At 40.6% G+C, this 22689-nt stretch carries 14 protein-coding genes, 2 tRNA genes and 1 pseudogene; 9 read left to right on the forward strand and 8 right to left on the reverse strand.

What is annotated here, in order from left to right:
- Nucleotides 1-243 precede the first annotated feature (243 nt).
- Together WMO13_RS04860 and WMO13_RS04865 are read right to left on the reverse strand one after the other, a co-directional pair.
- Complete coding sequence (locus WMO13_RS04860) at nt 244-486, reverse strand: SlyX family protein (RefSeq protein WP_051395998.1); 243 nt, start codon at nt 484-486, stop codon at nt 244-246.
- 78 nt (nt 487-564) lie between these two features.
- Nucleotides 565-640 (reverse strand) — tRNA-Gly (locus WMO13_RS04865).
- A gap of 325 nt (nt 641-965) precedes the next feature.
- Between WMO13_RS04865 and WMO13_RS04870 the strand changes: the two genes are divergently transcribed.
- Together WMO13_RS04870 and WMO13_RS04875 are read left to right on the forward strand one after the other, a co-directional pair.
- Nucleotides 966-2660 (forward strand): formate--tetrahydrofolate ligase, encoded by a 1695-nt coding sequence (locus WMO13_RS04870; protein ID WP_416224367.1) that lies wholly within the window; start codon nt 966-968, stop codon nt 2658-2660.
- Nucleotides 2661-2823: 163 nt separating this feature from the next.
- Nucleotides 2824-3696: a class II glutamine amidotransferase gene (locus tag WMO13_RS04875; RefSeq protein WP_026878039.1), complete on the forward strand. Its 873-nt coding sequence runs from the start codon at nt 2824-2826 to the stop codon at nt 3694-3696.
- A 290-nt stretch (nt 3697-3986) separates the two neighbouring features.
- Here WMO13_RS04875 and WMO13_RS04880 read toward each other — a convergent pair.
- Nucleotides 3987-4062 (reverse strand) — tRNA-Gly (locus WMO13_RS04880).
- Between the two features lie 297 nt (nt 4063-4359).
- Between WMO13_RS04880 and gltP the strand changes: the two genes are divergently transcribed.
- Entirely contained in the window at nt 4360-5688 is a 1329-nt protein-coding gene (gene gltP / locus WMO13_RS04885; RefSeq protein WP_051395996.1) for a glutamate/aspartate:proton symporter GltP, read from the forward strand.
- Nucleotides 5689-5790: 102 nt separating this feature from the next.
- Here the strand turns inward: gltP and hrpA are convergent, their stop codons facing one another.
- From hrpA to WMO13_RS04910, 5 genes are all read right to left on the reverse strand, one after another.
- The gene (gene hrpA / locus WMO13_RS04890; protein WP_034855040.1) at nt 5791-9891 is read right to left on the reverse strand and encodes an ATP-dependent RNA helicase HrpA; all 4101 of its coding nucleotides are present in this window, start codon (nt 9889-9891) and stop codon (nt 5791-5793) included.
- A gap of 431 nt (nt 9892-10322) precedes the next feature.
- Nucleotides 10323-12050, reverse strand: a complete 1728-nt coding sequence (locus WMO13_RS04895; protein ID WP_245601123.1) for a multicopper oxidase family protein — start codon at nt 12048-12050, stop codon at nt 10323-10325.
- Nucleotides 12051-12325: 275 nt separating this feature from the next.
- The gene (locus tag WMO13_RS04900) at nt 12326-12763 is read right to left on the reverse strand and encodes a hypothetical protein (protein WP_156923227.1); all 438 of its coding nucleotides are present in this window, start codon (nt 12761-12763) and stop codon (nt 12326-12328) included.
- Nucleotides 12764-12872: 109 nt separating this feature from the next.
- The gene (locus WMO13_RS04905) at nt 12873-13280 is read right to left on the reverse strand and encodes a hypothetical protein (protein ID WP_026878035.1); all 408 of its coding nucleotides are present in this window, start codon (nt 13278-13280) and stop codon (nt 12873-12875) included.
- A gap of 361 nt (nt 13281-13641) precedes the next feature.
- A complete protein-coding gene (locus tag WMO13_RS04910) occupies nt 13642-14355 on the reverse strand; it encodes a DUF542 domain-containing protein (RefSeq protein WP_026878034.1) in 714 nt (237 codons plus the stop codon).
- 365 nt (nt 14356-14720) lie between these two features.
- Here WMO13_RS04910 and WMO13_RS04915 point away from each other — a divergent pair, with 365 nt between their 5' ends.
- The 6 genes and pseudogenes from WMO13_RS04915 (at nt 14721) to WMO13_RS04940 (ending at nt 22519) form a co-directional block, all read left to right on the forward strand.
- Nucleotides 14721-16637, forward strand: coding sequence for a histidine kinase (locus WMO13_RS04915; RefSeq protein WP_084331379.1), 1917 nt, complete (start codon nt 14721-14723; stop codon nt 16635-16637).
- A 106-nt stretch (nt 16638-16743) separates the two neighbouring features.
- Nucleotides 16744-17421, forward strand: a complete 678-nt coding sequence (locus tag WMO13_RS04920) for a response regulator (RefSeq protein ID WP_026878032.1) — start codon at nt 16744-16746, stop codon at nt 17419-17421.
- A 247-nt stretch (nt 17422-17668) separates the two neighbouring features.
- On the forward strand, nt 17669-18889 hold the full coding sequence (locus WMO13_RS04925; RefSeq protein WP_026878031.1) for an MFS transporter: 1221 nt from the start codon (nt 17669-17671) through the stop codon (nt 18887-18889).
- Between the two features lie 73 nt (nt 18890-18962).
- Nucleotides 18963-20333 carry an MFS transporter gene (locus WMO13_RS04930; RefSeq protein ID WP_211240381.1) on the forward strand — a complete coding sequence of 457 codons (1371 nt, stop codon included), beginning with the start codon at nt 18963-18965 and terminating at the stop codon, nt 20331-20333.
- Between the two features lie 298 nt (nt 20334-20631).
- A pseudogene (locus WMO13_RS04935) lies at nt 20632-22143 on the forward strand (molybdopterin-dependent oxidoreductase); the annotation flags it as partial.
- Complete coding sequence (locus WMO13_RS04940; RefSeq protein WP_084331377.1) at nt 22094-22519, forward strand: molybdopterin dinucleotide binding domain-containing protein; 426 nt, start codon at nt 22094-22096, stop codon at nt 22517-22519. The pseudogene WMO13_RS04935 and the gene WMO13_RS04940, both read left to right, overlap by 50 nt.
- Nucleotides 22520-22689: the final 170 nt, after the last annotated feature.

Below are 22689 nucleotides of genomic sequence, written 5' to 3' on the forward strand. Positions count from 1 at the left end.
TGCCTTTACCTACGATTTATCCTTATGCTGCTACCGGTAACACTTATTTTATTATTTGATTATCTTATTTCTATCTTTACGATGATATAGCATGCTATCACAAGATTGGTATTTAGTTATGTAGCACTTTAAAATCTCAAGGTTAATCTACTATCAATTAAATCTACTACCAATTATTATAATAATACCAAAAATATAAATAATAGAATAAACTCATCTTTGTGATGAAAATAAAAATTCGCCTTAATAATGCGGCGGGACTTCCTCTTCGATGCTCCAAGGTTTTTCGTCATTGCTTGGGAGCTCTTTCATCTTATTAATGAGTTGTTGAGAGATGCGCACTAATCGGTCGATGGTCTCTTGTTGGGCGATAACGGTTTCATTTAAAACTTCAACGGTATATTCATGAAAGGCTTCTCGGCTCTCTAGCTCTGTCACTCGATCGGTGAGCTGCTTGAGGCTTGCGATTAATTCATCATGATTCATAGTGTTCTCCTATTCTCTGTTAAGAGGGAAAATCAAGATAATAAAAAAGCCGAACTTTGAAAGTCCGGCTTTAAAATTTGGAGCGGGAAACGAGACTCGAACTCGCGACCCCGACCTTGGCAAGGTCGTGCTCTACCAACTGAGCTATTCCCGCTTAAGTAAGGAGTGTTATTATATAAAAGTTTTCCAAAGTGTCAATTATTTCTATTAAATTATATTGTATATTTTATAGTCATTCCCATCACCATCAGCGCGACTCTCTAATAAAAGATCACTTACTCCTGATTCATTGAATGATTCTCTGAATAGATAATTGAATTTCTTTAAAATTCATCACTTTTTGATATTTTAGATTTATTTTTACAGTCGGCTCGTTATGATAGTAGAGATGAATAGTGGAATAAGAATATTGATTAAGAATATTATCTGTTCACTTCCCTATTCAGCTGTTTCTTTATCTTAGCGGTTTGAGCCGCCTCATAATCAAATCAGTAGAGTACTCTAATATTATGACATTGCAAGCTATCGACACCATCGCACAGAGAATCAATATCTCCCCCAAATTCCTCACTCACTATGGCCAATATGCAGCAAAAGTGAGCCTTCAATGCCTAGAATCCTCTGATCAATTGCAACAAGGTGATTTAATCCTTGTCACCAGTACAACACCGACCCCCCAAGGCGAGGGTAAAACAGTGACGACGATTGGACTGAGTGAAGCGCTGAACTACAATGGACATCTTGCGATTGCTTGTATTCGTCAACCGAGCCTCGGCCCGATCTTTGGGCAGAAAGGAGGGGCGGCCGGCGGTGGTCAGGCGGAAGTGGTGCCGATGGAGCAGCTTAATCTCCATCTTACCGGCGATATTCATGCCTTAAGTGCGGCACATAACCTTGCTGCTGCCGCGCTTGATGCAAGGCTCTATCATGAAACACGTTTAGGAGATCTCTATACCGAAAAGAGTGGCTTACCACGCTTGAATATTGACCCTGAGCGCATTGTCTGGACACGAGTAGTCGATCATAACGATCGTGCGCTCCGAGAAATTACGGTTGGTAAAATGGGGAAACAGACCGCTTATATTCACGAAAATCACTTTGAAATCACAGCGGCTTCTGAATTGATGGCGATTTTGGCATTAAGCCACGATCTTCACGATCTACGCCTGAGAATCGGTAAAGTCGTATTAGCGTATGATACAAATGGGAAAGAGATTACCGCAGAAGATTTAGAAGTTGCCGGCGCAATGACAGCGATTTTACAAAAAGCGATTGAACCGACCTTAATGCAAACGGTAGAAAATACACCGGTTTTGATCCACGCAGGCCCATTTGCCAATATTGCCCATGGTAATTCTTCTATTATTGCCGACCGAATCGCCCTCACCCATGCCAATTATGTCGTGACTGAAGCGGGCTTTGCCTCTGATATGGGAATGGAGAAATTCTTCAATATCAAAGCAAGAACCAGCGGTATTTTACCGAAATGTATTGTGGTTGTGAGTACAGTGAAGAGCATTAAAGCCAATGCTTTAACAGCGCCAGATGCACCTGAACTTGAGAAATTACAATCGGGTTTAGCCAATTTAGGTTGGCATATTCAAAATGCAAAGCGCTATCAATTACCGGTAGTCGTCGCGATTAATCAATTTCCTGATGATAGCGAAGCAGAAATGGCAGTGATTCGTGAATATGCACTCGCTCAAGGGGCTGATGATTGCGAAGTAAGCCGCGCGTTTGCTGAAGGCGGAAAAGGTGCGAGTTTACTTGCCGAAAAAGTTGTTAAAGCCTGTGAAAAACAGGAGAAAGCGCAATTACTTTATGATGATGGGTTATCGCTCAAAGAGAAGATTGCCAAAGTTGCCGCCACTTATGGTGCGATCGAGATTACCTACTCCCCCGAAGCGGAAGCAACACTTCGACAGTTGACCAAAGATGGTTATCATCGCTTCCCGATCTGCATCGCTAAAACACCGCAATCTATTAGCCATGATCCTAAAGTCAAGAATGTACCAGCCCCTTTTACGCTACCTGTTGAAGGGGTACAACTGGTGAAAGGTGCGGGATTTATCAAAGTATTACTCGGCGATATTATGACAATGCCGGGATTAGGTCTGCGCCCTGCTTATCGAAATATTGATATTGATGCAGCGGGGAATATTATCGGATTATAGCGCTCCATCTCATAGATAAATGCACTCTATTAAAACTAAACATATACAAGTTATATGTTTTAAGGTAGAGTATCGGTATATGGCCGATTATTCAATGGATGAGCGATAATCGGCTACGAGAATATGACCAATTGATAACAACCGATAAGCTACAAGGAGAAGTATGTGCCAATTACTAGGAATGAATTGTAATACGCCAACGGATATTACCTTCTCATTTGAAGGGTTTCGCCGGCGTGGCGGTGTGACCGATCACCATATTGACGGTTTTGGCATTGCTTTTTTTGAAGGGAAAGGGGTGCGAATTTATCAAGATGATACACCTTGTGCCTCTTCTCCTGTAGCTGAGATGATTCAGTCTTACGGCATTAAATCAAAAAATGTGATCGCTCATATTCGTAAAGCCTCTAGTGGCCAAATTAGTTTAGCCAATACTCACCCTTTTATGCGGGAATTATGGGGAGAATATTGGCTCTTTGCGCATAATGGCCACCTTACTCATTTAGATCAGCTATTGACTAAACCTACATTCACTTATAGTTATTATCGTCCGGTAGGCAATACCGATTCAGAGCAGGTATTTTGCTATATTCTCGAACAGCTTCGACAACAATTCCCCGAAAAGCCAAGTAAAGAGTGTCTATTTGCCACAATTCAGAAACTAACTGCTCACATTAGTGAATATGGCATCTTTAATTATATTTTAAGTAATGGGGAATGGATGATTGCCCATGCAACAACCCTACTTCACTATATTATCCGGCAAGCACCCTTTGGTGAGGCGCGTTTAATTGATGATGATATAACGATTGACTTTGCGGCAGTCACCACACCGAAAGATCGTGTGGCAGTCATTGCAACACTACCACTCACCGCCAATGAATGTTGGAAGCAGCTCGCTCGAAATGAGTTATTGATGTTTGAAGAGGGGATGATTGTCGCCCGTAATTGCCCTGATGAAACCGATGTTATGAGTATTAAAGATGCTTTAGCCCTAGCTGCGGCTGTCGGCGCTGCGCCGGAGAGCGTTGTATAATAATGACGTAATGGTCCATATCGTCATTTCAGTTCAAAATAAGCCCTATTTAAATACCGGCACATCAGTTGATCGAGGCAAGAAAGCTGTTCTATCCGGCATCTTGCAAGTGCTATTTAGTAAGGTTTTATATTCTTTTTAAAATCCTATATTAGCTGCTTAAAAAAAACTGCTTAAAAACAACTGTTTAAAAATCATTTTCTTAAACCAAATTTACTGTAATACGTTTCGTTTTCATATATTCAAATATAAAAAGAGCCGATCACATCCTGTGATCAGCCCTTCAAACTTGGAGCGGGAAACGAGACTCGAACTCGCGACCCCGACCTTGGCAAGGTCGTGCTCTACCAACTGAGCTATTCCCGCTTAATTCAGATGAGCTATTATAAAGATATTTATGTATCTGTCAATACCTATTCACCAACTTTAGAATAATCATCAAACAATAAATCATAATCTCTTGATAAGATTAGGATTTAAATTTATTATCTCCATCTTCAGTATAAAAAATAGACAGTTTTTATGCGGATTTACAACTCAGTCGCTATAATTTTCTCTTTTCAATTCATTGATGGGCATCATAGATTCTAACAGAATCAATCTGTTGGAAGTATTATCCATTGTTTGAAAAATAATCCTACAATTAATAAAAGGAGGTTTATTGTGTCACATAGCGAAGCAGCACCGACGCAGCGCCGTAAATGGAGATTCCCTAATCTTGGGATTCAAATCTTAATTGCTTTAGCTTTAGGCATTATTGCTGGAGCAATTCTTCATGATCATGAATCTAAGGAATGGGTGATTGCCAATATCTTCAATCCCGCCGGGCAGATTCTCATTATCATGATCAAAATGATTGTGGTTCCGATTGTGGTATCGACTTTAACTGTCGGTATCGCAGGGGGAGAGAGTAGTAAAGAACTTGGTAAGATGGGACTTAAGACAATTGTCTATTTCGAAATTATTACCACAATCGCGATTCTTGTGGGAATTTTAGCCGCTAATATTTTCCAGCCTGGTGTAGGTGTTAATATCAGTAGTTTAGCGCATACGGATATCAGTAGTTATAATGAGACAATCAATGAGATTACCCATAGTAGCAGTAGCCCATTTGTAACTACCCTACTCTCGATTTTCCCAAGTAATATCTTTGCCGCGATGGCAGATAATCATAGTATGCTTTCGATTATCTTCTTCTCGGTTCTTTTTGGTTTAGGATTAGGATCATTACCAACAGAGCAGAAAACACCCGTGATTCAAGTTTTGAAAGGTGTTTCAGGCGCGATGTTTAAAGTGACCAATATGATTATGCGTTATGCGCCCATCGGTGTATTTGCCTTAATTGCAACCACCGTTGCCAACTTTGGTTTTGAATCGCTTTACCCGCTTCTTAAATTAGTATTACTGGTCTACGGCACGATTATCTTCTTTGCAATTGTAGTACTCGGGTTTGTGGCTTACATTTGTGGCATTAATATCTTCACGTTACTACGTATATTGAAAGATGAGTTGATCCTTGCCTATACAACTGCAAGCTCTGAAACGGTGCTTCCTAGAATCATGGAAAAGATGGAGCTTTATGGCGCACCGGCTAAGGTCACCGGATTTGTGATTCCTATCGGTTACTCATTTAACTTAGATGGTTCAACACTCTATCAGAGTATCGCAGCGATCTTCCTCGCCCAAATTACCGGCGTTGATCTCTCGATTATGGATCAGATTATCTTAGTCGTAACCTTGATGCTTACTTCAAAAGGGATTGCCGGCGTACCGGGTGTTTCCATTGTGGTACTGCTTGCAACTATTGGTACAGTAGGTATTCCACTTGAGAGTGTGGCTTATATTATCGGAATTGACCGTATTTTAGATATGGCAAGAACAGCCCTCAATGTGGTCGGCAATGCCCTTGCGGCACTTGTGATTGCAAAATGGGAAGGCTGTTTCGATCAGATGAAAGCGCAAAGCTACTTCGATAATTACAAAAATATCTAATGATCATTCACAAGCTTTAAAAAGTTCTAAAAAGCTTCTAAATTCATCATTAAGAAAGTCGATAAAGCGTCAATACATATAACGGTATTGACGCTTTTTAGTTTAGTGATAACTACTATTTTTCATCATCAGATCGATCTCTTCCCACGTTTTATCCAAGCGTTTTTCTGAGACTGTTATAATCGTCTTCATAGGCTGAGCAAAGAAAGAAACGGCTTGCTCTTCAATCATCCAACGATACTCTTCTAATATTGCAGGGAGCTCTTCTCGCTTCGCAAAAAAGGCTTTTGCTGCTTCATATTGCGCTAAATGGCGCTGGATGATCTTCGATTGTGCTTGATCCCTTGTCATATTTTGTGGAAATCGCTCAATACGTAATACTAAAGCCTCTAAGAAACGAGGAATCTCGTTACGCCATACTTTCGGGGTTTCACTAATGAAATTGGCATAAATAAGGCGATCAAGCGCTTTTTGTACCTCTTTTTCAATGAGCGCTCGATTCATGGGATGTAGCTGATTGAGTTGATCTCGTACTGCTTTTACTTTTTCAAAAATAGTGACAATGAGTGCACTCAATTGAGTGGCATCCGCCACAATCTCTTTGCGCATTGTGGTCACAATGGCTTCAAAGTGTGCGGCATCTCTCGGTAATGTTTGCGATGAGAGGGAATCTCGAATAATCGCTCGCATGAGATCTTCTTGTAGCAACGTCTCATTCCCTACTTGTCGGAACATCAACACTAATTTTCCAAATTGTGGCCACTGCTTTCGTAGATATTTCACCTGTTCGTGAAGCGCTTTGAGCACCAATTGTGTTAATGCTTCCAAATGCTTCGTTTCTGCAACAAATGGGCGATCAAAAAGCTGTTTCTCTAATCGGATCGGTTGCCCATCAATCACTCGAAGCGCAGGATATCCGGTTAATTCAATGCCATTTCGGACAAAACGTTCCTCTCTCGGTAACTGCCAATTTTCTAGTGTTAATGTTGTCTGTACCGACTGAGTTGAATTCTTTTTCGCGCCTCTATCTTGCTCGCCGTGTAGAGCCGCAGCACGATTAGGGTTTTGAATGTTGTCAATCTCACCTTGACGGCTATTTCCCCCTCTCTTCCGCTTGCCTTGTGCTTCCCCTTTCTCCCAAGCATCTGCCAATTTTTTAAAGGCATTTTCCGCTTTTCCTCGTAATTTTTCAGTTAAAAGCGGGAGATCACGCCCTTCGGCAATGGTTTTTCCACCGGTATCAATCACCCGAATATTCATTCGAAGATGGCGATCAAGCGCCGTTTCATCAAAAAAATGGGGTTCAATTTGAATGCCGGAACGACGAGTCAGATATTCGGCAATTTGAAAATAGAGATTCCCTTCTCCAAATTCAAATGTCTGTAACATCGCCGCCACAACATCCGGCAATGGCACAAAATGTTTACGAAGTGATCTTGGTAAAGTACGGATAATCTCTGTCACTTTCTCTTTTAATAATCCCGGCACAAGCCAATCTAATCGTGTTTTATTGAGTAGATTGAGCGCTGCTAAAGGCACAAGTAATGTCATTCCGTCGTGTTCAGAAGCAGGATCAAAGAGATAGATTGCATTTAATTTCAATTGACCAAAATGAATCACTGCCGGGAAATCTTCTAGATTGAGCCGCTCATCATTTTCTAAAATATCGGCTTCCGTAAAGATTAAGGAATCGTTATTCTTCCGATTTTTACACCATTTTTCGAGGGACGCCACAGAGTAGATATCTTGAGGAATCCGATTGTTATACCACTCAAAGAGCTTCCACTCTTCGATCAAAATATCCCGGCGACGTGTCTTCTCCTCCATTTCAGCGACTTTTTCAATCGTCTTTTGATTCATTCGATAGAAGTGCGCTCGAGTATTGATCTCACCCTCCACTAATCCTTCTCGAATAAGAAGCTCTCGGGAAATTTCCGGTTTAATCTTACCGAATGAGACCACACGATTTTTGATAATCGCAAGATTAAAGAGGCGAACCGTTTCGTGTGCCGCTGCTTGCCCTTGTTGTTTGCTCCAATGAGGCTCGGTATACTCTTTTTTAAGTAGATGTGCGCCTAATCGCTCAATCCATTCTGGCTGAATCAATGCATTAACACGAGCATAAATTTGACTTGTTTCGACAATTTCAAGGGACATCAACCATTTTGGTGGCTTTTTAAAGAGTGCAGATCCCGGGAAAATACGATATTTCCGACCATTAGCCCCGCTATATAGTTTATCTTCCCCAAGCTCCCCAATTTGATCTAAAATCCCAACTAATATGGCTTGATGAATCTTCTCTTCATTAAATTTCGGAAAACAATATTCTCCCTCTTTTACGCCACTTGGTTGATTATTCGGATCATTTTCTGGGAATGGATTGAGATGAAATTGGATCTTTTTCATCACGCTCTTGAGTTGCTGATAGAGATCGTACCATTCCCGCATCCGCATAAAATTAAGAAAATGTGCTCGGCACACTTTGCGCATCTGATTTTGACTCTCTTTTTTCGCCTTTGTCTGATACCAAGCCCATAAATTGAGCAGCGAAATATAATCAGAATGAGGCGCTTTAAAGAGACGATGTTTCTCATCTGATTGTTGCTGGAACTCAAGCGGGCGCTCCCTAGGATCTTGAATCGAAAGGCCGGCAACTAATACTAATAATTCGTGCCCTACACCTTCATTTCCCCCTTGAATCAGCATCGCGCCAAATTTAGGATCAATTGGAATTTTTGCTAATGTTTTTCCAAGCGGTGTGAGTGAGCCATTATCTCGAACCGCTTTCAACTCTTTAAGCGTCTGAAACCCTTCTTTAATTTGTCGGGAATCAGGCATCTCAATAAAGGGAAACGCTTCCGGATTTCCCAAACGAAGATGCCCCATCTGCAAAATCACCGAGGCTAGATGTGTCCGCAAAATTTCAGGATCTAAGAATTCTGGCCGACTCGCAAAATCCTCCTCACTATAGAGGCGAATCGCAATCCCCTCGGCAACACGACCACAACGACCTGAACGTTGATTGGCCGAGGCTTGTGAAATGGGCTCTACCAATAAACTCTGTAATCGAGTACGAGGATTATAGCGGCTGACCCTTGCAACGCCACTATCAATAACATAGCGGATACGCGGCACAGTAATCGAAGTTTCAGCCACATTAGTGGCTAAAACAATGCGTTTTCGTCCACTTGGCGAGAAAATCTTCTGTTGCTCTGCCTGACTTAAACGGGAAAAGAGCGGTAAAACATCATAATCGTGAAAGGCTTTACGTAGCAGATCTGCGGTTTCTAAAATCTCCCGCTCTCCTGGTAGAAAGACTAAAATATCGCCGGGCTTTTCAGCTTGTAATTCTTGAACCGCTTGAACAATCCCCTCTTCTATCTCAATGGGATCATTATCATCTTCTTCGCCAAAATGAAGATCTCGATAACGAATCTCCACCGGGAATGTTCTCCCTGAGACTTCGATAATAGGCGCTTTTTCAGCCCCACCAAAATAGTGAGAAAATCGTTCAGGATCGATAGTTGCCGAAGTGATAATGAGCTTGAGATCAGGTCGGCGCGGCAAAATATTTTTTAAAATACCTAAGAGAAAATCGATATTAAGGCTTCGCTCGTGCGCTTCATCGATAATGATCACTTCATACTGATTTAGAAAACGATCGTGCGTCAGCTCTGTGAGTAAAATTCCGTCTGTCATTAACTTTAAGACGGTTTTATCATCGGTCTTATCATTAAATCGCATTTTATAACCGACAAAATCCCCCAAAGGACGCTGCAACTCCTCGGCAATTCTCTCTGCTACCGAGTGCGCAGCTAGACGGCGGGGCTGAGTATGGCCAATGAGTCCTCGTGCACCAAGTCCCATCTCTAAGCAGAATTTGGCTAATTGGGTCGTTTTACCCGAACCTGTTTCCCCGCAAACAATGACCACTTGATGAGATTGAAGCGCCGCGATAATCTGCGGCCGTGCTTGATAGATTGGCAATTCTGTCTGATAATTAAGCGCCGGAAATGAAGCCTTAATCTGATCTGTTTTACTCACAGAGTCAACAATCCGCGCTTTTAATGCCGTAATATCCTGCCCTTCAATCTGATCTTGACGCTTTAAATCCCGCAATGCTCGACGCAATGAATAACTATCTCGCGTTTGGGCAAAAGGTAGTAAAGCTTCTAATTGGGCAATCTCTTTTCTAATATCCATTCTATCTCTTATTAATACGCAAAAATGCTATTTTCAAGGTTAGGCAATCTGTTACAAACCTCTCATTCTATCAGTATTCCTATAAGAGATAAAATTCAAAGATTTTAAGAATATCTACTTAAAAATATCTACTTTTCCGTTTGTGTTCCCTCTCTTTTTATAATTATATTTTTCAGATTTAGAGAGATTATGGGGTTGTTAAAATAGAGACTTTAAACCCACATTTGTAGTCATTATTAAATAGAGATTACATCCTAGCGTTTACTATCGGTTAATATAGTAAGATTGATTCAAAATAAGCGTTATTTAAATGCCGATGCGTTGATTGTAAGAAGCAAGGAAGCCCCAAAGGACTTCCCTACGATAATAAAAATGATTAGCTTAGATCACTAAAAATAGCTAAAAACACTATTGGGAAGTTATGCGGACAATTATGTAGCCGAAATCACTTTTAATTGCCCCATCATTCCAAGCGTTTCATGCTCTAAAATATGGCAATGATACATTCTTAAACCGGTATATTGTTGTTGCATAACGATCGTGATGCGTTCATACGGTTTTAAATTGATCGTATCCTTCAATACTCGATAATCTGCTAAATGTCGTTGGCCATCAAACTCTCTAGCTACCACTTGAAATTGTGTACCATGAATATGGAAATTGTGATCCATATGTGAATTATTAAAGATTTCCCATGTCTCCACTTCCCCTGCGATCATAGAAAAATCGACACGATCCATAGAATGCATTTTGCCATTGATTAAAAAATAGAGGCCGTCTTTTGACATCTCTTCACTATATTCAATAACTCGAACAGGCGTGGAGCTAGATAGAGGTATAATCTTACGAATTGTCGCCGGTAATTTGAACTCTTTCGATTCTTTTATTAATTCAAAAGTCGCAATAGTTTGGCTTGGCGTTACTGACGTATCTCCCATTTTATGGCGGTTATAACTCAGATTCGTCAATGGTGTACGGCCATTTCTGCGAGGAATTGCAATGATCTCAATACGTTCCCCGGGAGATAACAGAATCTCGGTCAAAGATAATGGTTTTTCTATAAACCCGCCATCTGTAGCAATGAGGTAACACTCAGCAAATTGCAGATCAAGATTCAAATAACGTGCAGAACAGGCATTCCAGAGTCGTAAACGAGTGGCTCCATCAAGCTTAATTTCTGGCTGATACTGACCATTAATTAAGGTAAATTGCCCTTCTCTACCATTCATCCAATCATTAAAACTATTTTCAGCAATCGTTCCATCTTCATGAAGTTTCAGATCTGAAATAAGTAGATGTTGCTCAGGTAAGGCCTTAAAAGGGTCATTTCGAGTTTTGACAACAAATGTTCCGGCAAGTCCACGATAAACCTGCTCAGCAACGGTATTATGTCCATGAGGGTGATACCAATAAGTGCCGGCAGAGCCCTCAGGAATAGTGAATTGATAGAGATGATGCTCCCCAGGCAAAATAGGATCTTGAGGATTACCATCCTGATCAGCCGGAACTAATAGGCCATGCCAATGCACCGTCGTTGCCTCATTTAACTCGTTAATGACCTCTATCTCTACTTTATCGCCTTCATAAACGACAATCTGGGGTCCTGGGAGCATACCGTTGTACCCATAAAACTCTGTCTCTACGCCTGGAATCAATTCTACGCGATTTTGCTTTACGCGTAGTGTTCCCCGGAACTTATTCGCTTCTTTCGCCTCATTTTCTAATAAAGGGAGCGCACGTAAAGTCTGTCCTTTAGGCATCTTCGTTGAGGATAAGAGTCGTTGATCAGCTTTTTCCATCCTTGCAATATCTTCTGCCGTCAACCGAAAGTGCCCTAGCTCATATCCTGGTTTTATCATCATATTATGTGCATTATGATCCATCATATTCATATTCATATTATGGCCATTATGTATCGTTGTATCTTCGTGCGTATTCATCGCTTTTTCATGACTCATTCCGTCACCCATAGCGGTTTTTGCAAATAGAATCGGTAATGCTAAAGCCGTCACAGAGCCTAAACTTTGGCACAAGAATTTTCTCCGAGGAGTTACTTGTGTTTTATTTTGATGAAACCCCTCTATCACATGACGCTCTTGAGATATCGATGTCGCTTCAGTCGTGTGTAAGGCGCTATTGTCATCCATTTTGTTTATCATATTTATAATCCTTTAACTAGTAATTCTTTAACTAGTAATCCTGCTACTAGCTATTATTTAACACATCATTCATGAATTTTTTGTCACATTAACGAAAAACTTCTTTGATAGAGATATCATCTGATTCAGCAAATAGATGCTTATCGCATACGCAGTGAATCCTGACGTTAAATATCAGAAGCTCTAATCGTTAACTGATATTGATCATTACCCTTCACTGGACTCCATTTGAGCAATTATCTGAATTGCCTCGGTTTTCACAATGTAAGAGTAACTCAAGAGTGCGTTAATTGAGGGGGTGGATTATCTAGTAACATGATATAGGAATCCCACGGCGTAAGTAATTTAAAAGGTGGGATTTCATAAGGAGAAGAGGTCAACAATGTAAGATGTTGAAATATAGCACAGCAATTATGCATACCATGATTCATAGAGGCACAACAATCATCTGTCATGCTATTGTCCTGATGAGCCTGATGATGGTTTTTATCTTTATCTCTCAGATTTGAATCTAAAAAATGATGACCTTCATTATTGAGTACAATATGGTCGGCAGGCTCAGGTAATTCCATTAATTGCGTGATTTGTAGCGCTGAAATGGGATTCATTAATTTAGAATATTCATGGGCAATAGCCACTATCGGGGTAAAAAGATAGATCCCGATAAGCATATAGAGTGTTGCCAATAATATTCTTGAGTTTTGAGGTTTCATCACACTATTTTACCAAAACATGAGAAATTATGGTAATTCATTGTGGGATTCAATATAATCCAATGGTAAATTGGTGCGTAATTTTGGTTCAAGATGATACGTAACGAAATTATTGATTCCAATAATCTTCTATCGCCGGGAAGAGAGATCGTTCTTCAAAACGGGTATGCGCTATCAGTAATGTTCCCAAGGCAATTAACTCATTGAGTGACCATTCATTTTGTGAAAGGATTTGTCGTAATTGCCGATGTTCTGCTTGAAATTGCCACTTTAAATCTTGATTGGGTAATTGATCAATAATGGATTGTAACTCCCGCTCTTCTTCTGCAAAATGCCCCAGCAGTAGCGCTTTTTCTGCATGCACTGCCTTACTTGCAGACTCTAATAGTGCTTGAATCTGTTTTAAAGTAATCGCAGGATTCGCTTCAATCTCTGTTAATCGGCGTAAATCATTTCCTAACTTTAAAGTTTGGTGATGTTCTTTAGAAAAAGGAATTAAGCGGGAATCACGTTTCATAGAATTTCCTGTTAAATGTCTATTGTTGAGAATATATTCAGCTGTTCTGGGTGATGGGGCTTCTCAATATCAAACCCACGTTTGTAGTCATTTTTAAATTAGATCTAAATTAGATTTATAATAACGTCCGTTCAAAATAAGCTTATTCAAATGCCGGCGCATCAGTTGTAAGAAGTAAGGAAGCTGTTCTATCCGGCATCTTGCAAGTGTTGTTTAGTACGGTTTTATCTTCTTTTAAAACCCCACAATAGCTGTTGAAAGACTATTTTTCTTAAACCAAATTTACTATAAACTAAATCTAAAGTTGCGCGTAAAAGTGAGATCACAGTAGCGTCTTGATTATCTTTGATAAAGATTACGCTTACAAAAGAGGAAATGACTTTTCAACTTCGATAGCTTTTGGAAAGATAAGATTATTCTCGAGATGAATATGTTCTTGTAAATCACGTTCAAAAGATGCAAGTGATTGCAGCATCATCTGATAATCGCTATCGGCCTCTTGAGGTGCTTGGTAATGGTCGGTCAATTGAGTAATCTGCTTAAAAATTTCCGCTTCTATCTCATGCTCTTGCATCATCACTTTAATGGGCATTGCAATTGATGGAAAGCAACTCTCCATTTCAGTCTGCTCTCGACGCGCGAGACGGTAGATTGCCGGATAGAGTATCTGATCCTCTTTGTGTAAATGTTGCAACAAATCGTCTAAGGACTCTCGGAATAACTCATATACCGCACGTAATGAGGGGTTTTTTGCAGCTTCTTTTTGCGTAACACTCTCAACTAATGCCAGCAATTGGGGGCCTTTGTGCCGGATATTATGATGATGGTATTTTATGACATAATCCACCTGCAATTCTAAGCTCCACTTCTGAAAGTCAGGCATTGCTGCAGGGCGTAAGATCTCCGCTTCTAAAGCTAATATAAAAGAATCTCGATCAATGCTTTGTGCAGTGAGCGCTCCTGCTAAAGTCTCTCCTCCCTGACAATAAAAATCTATATTGCTCCTACGAAATAATTCTACTGCCGACGGATAGTTGACGACAATCTGCCCTACTTTCTGTTTTATCCAATCCATCTGTCTCTCCTGTAAGCTAATATATTGAAATTATAGATACTAATAACGTAACAATAATATTGAAACATAGATTGAATCTCTTGCCTACTAGGTTGTACGTAAGGAGTAGAGAGGGTAACTCTTTCTATTTAGTGATATCAATGTGATAAATTGCTATGCTTATACTATTGTCTAATCAACTATTTAATTCATCGAAAGGTCTTAATCAAAAACGTTATAATAAATTACCACGCATGAGCTACCGGCTGATAGATCTATAAATTAAATGCTAGATCGAATAGTAGTGGTAAATAATAGTGGCAAATAGTAGCGGTGAAGAATAATTCAAATACATTTTATCTCTTGAAGGTCTTTAAATAATCACTATGGCATACTCCCAGATACAACCTAGCGGCTTACTGAAAAGACCCCATAAACTCTCTACTGTACTAATGGCACTCATTGGCCTTTGGTTAATTGGTGCGATTGTGATCGTTGGTTTCTCTCTCAATATCTCTTGGCGTTTAGAAGAGATGGGAGTTGCGATTAATAATTCTGGAAGCCTACGCAAACGCGTGTTTCACATTATGATGCTCACAAGCAATGGGGAACCTTCGGCAGATATCGCATATGAAGTAGATAATTTTAAGACAGTGGCAGATCAACTTCGAAATATCCCCGCACAGAACTTTTTTGATGGAGAGCGACATCAAATATTGCAACAAGAGATATTACAAATTGAGCATGAACTTGAGGCGTTTTTACAAAAACAACGGTCAAATCTGGTCATTTCAACGACTGAATATCGTCAGGTGGCGGAGCATCTCACTAATCGGATTAGTGGTGTTGTGAGTATTATTGAAAAAGATAACACTGAGAGTATTGAACGACTGAGGATTTTACAAATATTGTTGATTCTAATGGCGGTGCTTTCAGCATTTGCCTCTTCTTATTTACTGCGTAAATTAGTGATTCAGCCTTTAAATGAACTCTACCTAGGTATTCAGCGTCTCACTACAAGAAAATTTAATGCCCCCGTGTCAGTACAGATCAACAATGAGTTTGCAACTGTCGCTGATGGATTCAACGAGATGCAGAATCGTCTTAGAGAACTCTATGAAAATCTTGAAGAGAAAGTTGCGGATAAGACCCAAGCTTTGAGTCAACGGAATCATGAATTACTCTTCCTTTATGAGACTTCTACTTTAATTCAAGAAGCGACCGATAATCAGGTGTTAATGACACAATTTCTACAAAAAGTGGTTGCTTATAGTCATGCTGAATCTGGTTCTATTCGCTTAATTAATAAAAACCGTCATCGCTTAGAGATCTTAGCTGAAGAGAATCTTCCTGAGATTGTTAAAGAATCGAGTTACTGTAATATTCTTAATCACTGTTACTGTGGCAAAGGTGTATATGCTGATCATTTTGTCATTCATAATCGAGCGCAAAATCAAGAAGATCAATCTCAAGAGACACGCTTACTGTGTCAATATTATATCTCCGATTATCTTGTCACAATTCCAATTCATCATATTGATGAGAAATTAGGGGTCATTACACTCTACTTTACTCAAGCTACGACACTCTCTGATAATGAGGCATTTATTCTTGAAACAGTCACAGCCCAATTTGCAATGGCATTAGTTAAAATACGTTTAGCTGCTTTAGATAAACAGCTCGCTATTTTAGAAGAACGTAATCATTTAGCGCAAGGTTTACACGATAGTATTGCCCAATCATTAGCCTTTATCAAAATGCAAATTCCCCTTTTAGAACGCGCCTTAAAAGAAGAGAATCATACATTACAACAACAGACCCTCTCTTTTATTAAAGAAGGCATTGAAGAGTGCTATTTAGATATTCGCGAACTCCTCTCTAATTTCAGGGTTCGTATTGCGCAAGGATCATTCGGCAACACCATTCAATCGGTAGTTGCACGTTTTGAGCATCAATATCATCTTACAGTCAAACAACATATTTCCCCCATGATTGATCTCTCCCCTGAAGCACAATTACAAGTGATCTTTATTCTGCAGGAAGCACTCTCAAATATACGAAAACATGCACAGGCCACGGAGGTTTCTATCACTATCACCCAAAATGATAACTCGTTTCAGATGGTCATCAAAGATAATGGCGTAGGCTTTGATCTCGGCCAATTGAATGAGTTTGAGAAGCAAGGCCATCTTGGCACGAAGATTATGCGAGAGCGTATTCAAAAAGTAGGTGGCGAATTACACTTTAAGCGAAATGATCCGCAAGGAACGATCGTAGATGTGACAATTCAACAATCTATTTGATACCCTACTATATTTAATACGCTATTACTTGATTAATCGCAGAATCAAACACTATTCAAACAATAATTTAAAATGATAAGCAATCAAAAGGCTGGATATGCATTCTATGACTCAGAATAAAGAGACTCACGATAAAATTAAAATCATTCTTGTGGATGATCATCCGCTATTTCGTAAGGGGTTACGTTTTATTATTGAATCTGATCCACGCTATCTTGTGATTGGCGAAGCAACCGATGGCCTTGAGGGCGTTAAGTTAGTAGATACTCTCATGCCGGATGTAGTTTTACTCGATGTAGATATGCCCTCTATGAATGGTGTTGAAGCGCTCTCTTTAATGCTCAATGATCATCCGCAATTAGCGGTTATTATGTTAACTGTTTCCGATGATAGTAATGATCTCGCAATGGCGATGAAATATGGTGCTAAAGGCTATCTCCTTAAAAGTATCGATAGCGACTTTCTCTTAAATGCCATTGAGAAAGCAGTTGAGGGGGATAATGTCCTCTCCCCTGAAATGACCAATAAATTGATCGCTCAACTGCGTGGAAATTCAGAAACACAGCTACAATCTTCAGCGCTGGATTCTCTCACATCAAGGGAGCTTGAAGTGCTTAAATGGCTGACAAAAGGCATCAGCAATAAAGAGATTGCTCGCAAAATGGATGTCACTGAAAGCACTATCAAAGTCCACGTACAAAATGTCTTAAGAAAGCTCAATCTTCAAAGCCGAGTACAAGCGGCGCTCTTTGCGGTTGAAAATCAGCTTGAAGTTGAAGAATAGATTGAATAAAGAGTAGTAATAAAGAGTAGATTTAATGATTCATTCCGTAGGAACGCAATAGTTATATACAAATTTCATCACTCATCGACGACTTTTTAAATACGATCCTACTACTTTAGTACTAAATGTACTTACTCTTATGCGCAAGAACTATTCCCATTTATGTGAATAGTTTTTTTATGCAGAAATCTTATGCTAGAGGTGCTCGTCATATCTAGTTGGTATATCTAAAAGAAGGATTTCTGTTATGGCAACTCACAAAGTAAAATCTTACGTGGTCTTAACTAGTAGTACCGCTGCATTTACCGTCTGCTTTATGATCTGGATGATCTTCTCGGTATTAGGATTACCGATTAAAGAGAGTTTGGGGCTTAATGCAACCCAATTTGGTCTACTCACTGCAATGCCGGTCTTATCAGGTTCGCTCTGCCGTATTCCGCTTGGAATGATGACGGATCGTTATAGTGCTCGTGCAGTATTTGCTATCTTAATGCTGATCTGTATTCCGCCACTTCTGTTAATGCCCTATGCCACCCAGTATTACCAATTTTTACTCATCAGTTTATGGTTAGGTTTAATTGGGGGATCTTTCTCTGTAGGCACGCCTTATGTAGCTCGGTGGTTTCCAAAAGAGCGACAAGGTTTGGCAATGGGGATTTTCGGTGCTGGAAACGCCGGTGCTGCGCTCAATAAACTCATTGCTCCCACTTTAATTGGTCTCTTTGGTTGGGCATTTGTTCCTAATAGCTATGCTATTATTCTGCTTATTACAGCCATTCTCTTTTGGATCTTTAGTTATCCGACACCAGAGACCTCACAGAAACGTGTGATCTCTCTCAAAGCACAATTACAGTTGATGAAGAATCGCGATGTATTGAAGTATAGTCAATACTACTCTGTAGTTTTCGGTGGATACGTAGGGCTCTCGCTCTGGATGGTCAATTACTATGTTACGGAGTATCACTTTTCCTTAACAAGCGCTGCACTGCTAGCAGCTTGCTTCTCGCTTCCCGGGGGTGTATTACGTGCATTTGGTGGCTGGCTCTCGGATAAATATGGCGCTCATCAAGTGACTTGGGCTGTTATGTGGGTCTGCTGGGTCGCATTCTTTATTATGTCCTATCCTCAAACAGCCATGATCATCGAAACAGTCAACGGTCCTTTATCGCTTAATATCGGTATCAATGCCTTTTTCTTCACGATCTTAATTTTTATTGTCGGAATTGCGCTAGCTATTGGTAAAGCCTCTGTCTTTAAATTCATCGCCGATGATTTCCCCGATGAGATTGGTACTGTGTCCGGTATTGTTGGCTTAGCAGGTGGTTTGGGTGGGTTCTTGCTTCCTATCCTCTTTGGCGCATTAGTCGATATTACCGGCATTCGTTCAAGCTCTTTTATGTTGATGTATGGCACAGTCTCTATCAGCCTGATCTGGATGCATTTTAGTTTCAAAAAAGACCAAAAATAAACTCGTAATAATCAATTCACTTTTTGACTTCGATTCATCTGATCTCTTTTAATCTCTCATAGGAGTAATAATAATGAGTAAACTATTAACGAACTGGCAACCGGAAGATCCCCAATTTTGGGAGAAAGAGGGGCGAAAAATTGCCAAACGAAATCTCTGGATCTCTATTCCCGCTCTCTTACTCGCCTTTGCTATTTGGCAAGTATGGAGTGTTACTGTGATCAAATTACCTAGCGTAGGCTTTACCTATAGTGCTAATGAGCTCTTCTGGCTTGCTTCACTGCCGGCACTTTCTGGGGCAACACTTCGTATCTTCTACTCATTTGTCGTCCCTATCTTTGGAGGAAGACGTTGGACAGCGCTCTCAACAGCAAGTCTACTTATTCCGGCTATTGGGCTAGGCTTTGCCGTACAAGATCCCAATACCTCCTATAGTTGGATGTTTATCCTAGCCCTACTTTGTGGTTTTGGGGGCGCAAACTTTAGCTCTTCGATGTCTAATATCAGCTTCTTCTTTCCTAAATCAGAGAAAGGGGGCGCAATGGGTTTGAATGCCGGCCTGGGTAACTTAGGGGTTTCGGTCGTGCAATTTGTCGTACCGCTTGTGATCACAACCGGAATGTTTGCTTTCATCACAGGAGATCCACAGGTTGTTCAATCAGAGAATGGAACTAGCTACTTGTGGCTACAAAATGCCGGATTTATTTGGGTACCTTTTATTCTCCTCTCAACCTTATTAGCTTACTTTGGAATGAATGATATTGGGAATATCAATGCTTCTTTCAAAGAACAATCTATTATTTTTAAACGCACCCATAATTGGTTACTCTGCTGGCTCTACATTGGTGTATTTGGCTCTTTTATTGGCTTTTCTGCCGCTTTCCCGCTTCTCACTAGCCATGCTTTTCCCACTATTGACCCTATGAAATATGCTTTCTTAGGCCCACTCGTAGGCGCTATTACTCGTGTAATCGGTGGTTGGCTATCTGATAAGATCTCACCGGCTCTTATTACCGGTATAAGCTTCCTTTTGATGATCGTTGGTAGCGCTGGTATTATTTTAGCCTTACCGAATGAGAGCGGTGCCGGTAGCTTCCCTCTCTTCTTCTGGAGCTTTATGTTGATCTTCTTCTTTAGTGGCATTGGTAATGGTTCTACATTTGCCCAAGCACCTCGTGTATTTGCCCTCTTTCATCAAAAAGTACTGAAAGAGAGCGGAGATCAAGCGACTATTCAGGCCACGAAAGAGTCTGCAACGGTCGTCGGTTTTATGGGCGCAATTGGGGCTTACGGTGGATTTTTAATTCCCAAAAGCTTCGGGAGCTCTATTGAGATCACCGGTAGCGTTGAAGCGGCACTTATCGGATTCATTATCTTCTATTTCAGCTGTATCCTGATTAATTATTACTTCTATATACGTAAAAGTTCACCTGTTAGTTGCTAATAGACTTCAGTTTTTAGAATTTTTAGAATTATTCTTCAAGTCCCTCTTTAAGGATCATTACTCTATCGAGTTTTACCGCTATCCCCCAATAGCAATAAGGCAAGAAAGAGAATGATCCTCTTTTTTATTGCTTAGCCCAAACTGTAAAAAGGATTAATCATACTAGCCAAAAGTATTAGATGCGAGTAATCCTTCTTCTGCAATAAGTTGCTACTTCATGACAATAGGATTTCAAGGGCAAAACGGTACTATAAAGTCAGCTAAACAGGCTTTCTTTCACCTAGCCCTTGGAGTTGTTATGAGTCACTTTCTTGATCGTTTAAATTTTTTCAGACAAACCAAAGAGACCTTTTCCCACAATCATGGTGCAGTCGTTGCCGAAGATCGTGGTTGGGAAGATGGTTATCGTCAACGCTGGCAACATGATAAAGTGGTACGTTCCACACACGGCGTTAACTGTACCGGTTCTTGTAGTTGGAGAATCTTCGTCAAAAGTGGTCTAATCACTTGGGAGATGCAGCAGACCGATTACCCTCGTACACGCCCTGATCTTCCTAATCATGAACCTCGCGGCTGTCCTCGTGGGGCTTCTTATAGTTGGTATGTCTATTCAGCACAACGGGTAAAATACCCAATGGTACGTGCAGAGTTAATGCGTCTGTGGAGAAAAGAACGCACTAATAATAATGCCGTAGAAGCATGGCGCAATATTACGAGCGATCCTAAATTAAGCAAACAGTATAAAGCCGTTCGTGGCTTAGGGGGATTCGTTCGTGCTTCTTGGGATGAAGTTTATGAGATTATTGCAGCGGCTAATACCCACACGATCAAGGAGTATGGACCTGATCGCATCTTTGGCTTCTCTCCCATTCCTGCAATGTCTATGGTCAGCTATGCAGCAGGGACCCGTTACCTAAGTCTTTTAGGGGGTGTACCGCTCTCATTCTACGATTGGTATTGTGACCTTCCCCCTTCAAGCCCACAAATTTGGGGAGAACAGACCGATGTGGCGGAATCTGCCGATTGGTATAACTCCACTTATTTAATGGTATGGGGTTCAAATGTCCCGATGACCCGTACACCGGATGCCCACTTCTATACAGAAGTACGTTATAAAGGTACTAAAACCGTTGCCGTCTCTTCTGACTATGGTGAAATGGTTAAATTCGGGGATATCTGGTTAGCCCCTAAACAGGGAACCGATGCCGCACTTGCAATGGCCATGGGGCACGTGATCTTAAAAGAGTTCCATTTAGAGAATCCTTCAGAATATTTTACTGATTATTGCCGCCGATTAACCGATATGCCGGTATTAGTGACACTCAAAGAGGAAAATGGCGCACTACTTCCAAGTTATTACCTCAGAGCAAGCCACATTAATCGCCAATTACAAGAAGAGAATAATCCTGAATGGAAAACATTAGTATTAGATGAATTATCAGGAGAGATTCGCGCACCTAAAGGCTCTATCGGTTTTAGATGGGGCGAAAAAGGTCGTTGGAATCTACAACAAGAAACGCGTGATAATACGGAAATTAAAGCGCAACTCACCTTAAAAGAGAATGCCGATGAGATTGTGGGAGTAACCTTCGATTACTTCGGTGGCAAGGATGCTAAATCCACGCTGGTCAAAAATGTACCAGTGAAGAAATTGACCACTGACGGAGGAGAAACACTCTATGTTGCTACTGTTTTTGATCTGCTCTGTGCCAACTACGGTATTGATCGTGGATTTGGTGGCGAGGGTGTTGCCAAAACTTATGATGAAGATTGCCCTAATACGCCGGCTTGGCAAGAAAAACATACCGGCGAAGATCGGTATTGCCGATAATGATTGGGTCGAAGTCTTCAATGTCAATGGAACGCTCGCTGCACGCACAATCGTTAGCCAACGGATTCCTGAGGGAATGATCTTGATGTACCACGCACAGGAAAAAATCATTAATGTTCCCGGCGCGGAGATTTCTGGAAAACGGGGTGGTATTCATAACTCTGTGACCAAAATTGTAATGAAACCTACCCATATGATTGGGGGATATGCGCAACTCTCTTGGGGCTTTAACTACTACGGAACAGTGGGTACCAATCGAGATGAATTAGTGGTTGTGAGAAAAATGTCGAAAGTTGACTGGTTAGATAAAGAAGTGCAATCCACTGAAAGTCTATTACTCGATGATAATGCTTGATACCGCTCACTAATGAGCGCAATAGTCAACAAGCTTCAACAAGAGTCAATCTAGTGCGATGAAGTAGCCGGTCAGTGACAATCAACAATCCATTAAATAGGCCTGTCGGTCAATAGCTCACCCCTACTTCATCAAACAACTATCGACATCCCACAGATTTCGCAATAAGG

It is taken from the genome of Ignatzschineria larvae DSM 13226 (genome assembly GCF_038500265.1).
GTDB lineage: Bacteria > Pseudomonadota > Gammaproteobacteria > Cardiobacteriales > Wohlfahrtiimonadaceae > Ignatzschineria > Ignatzschineria larvae.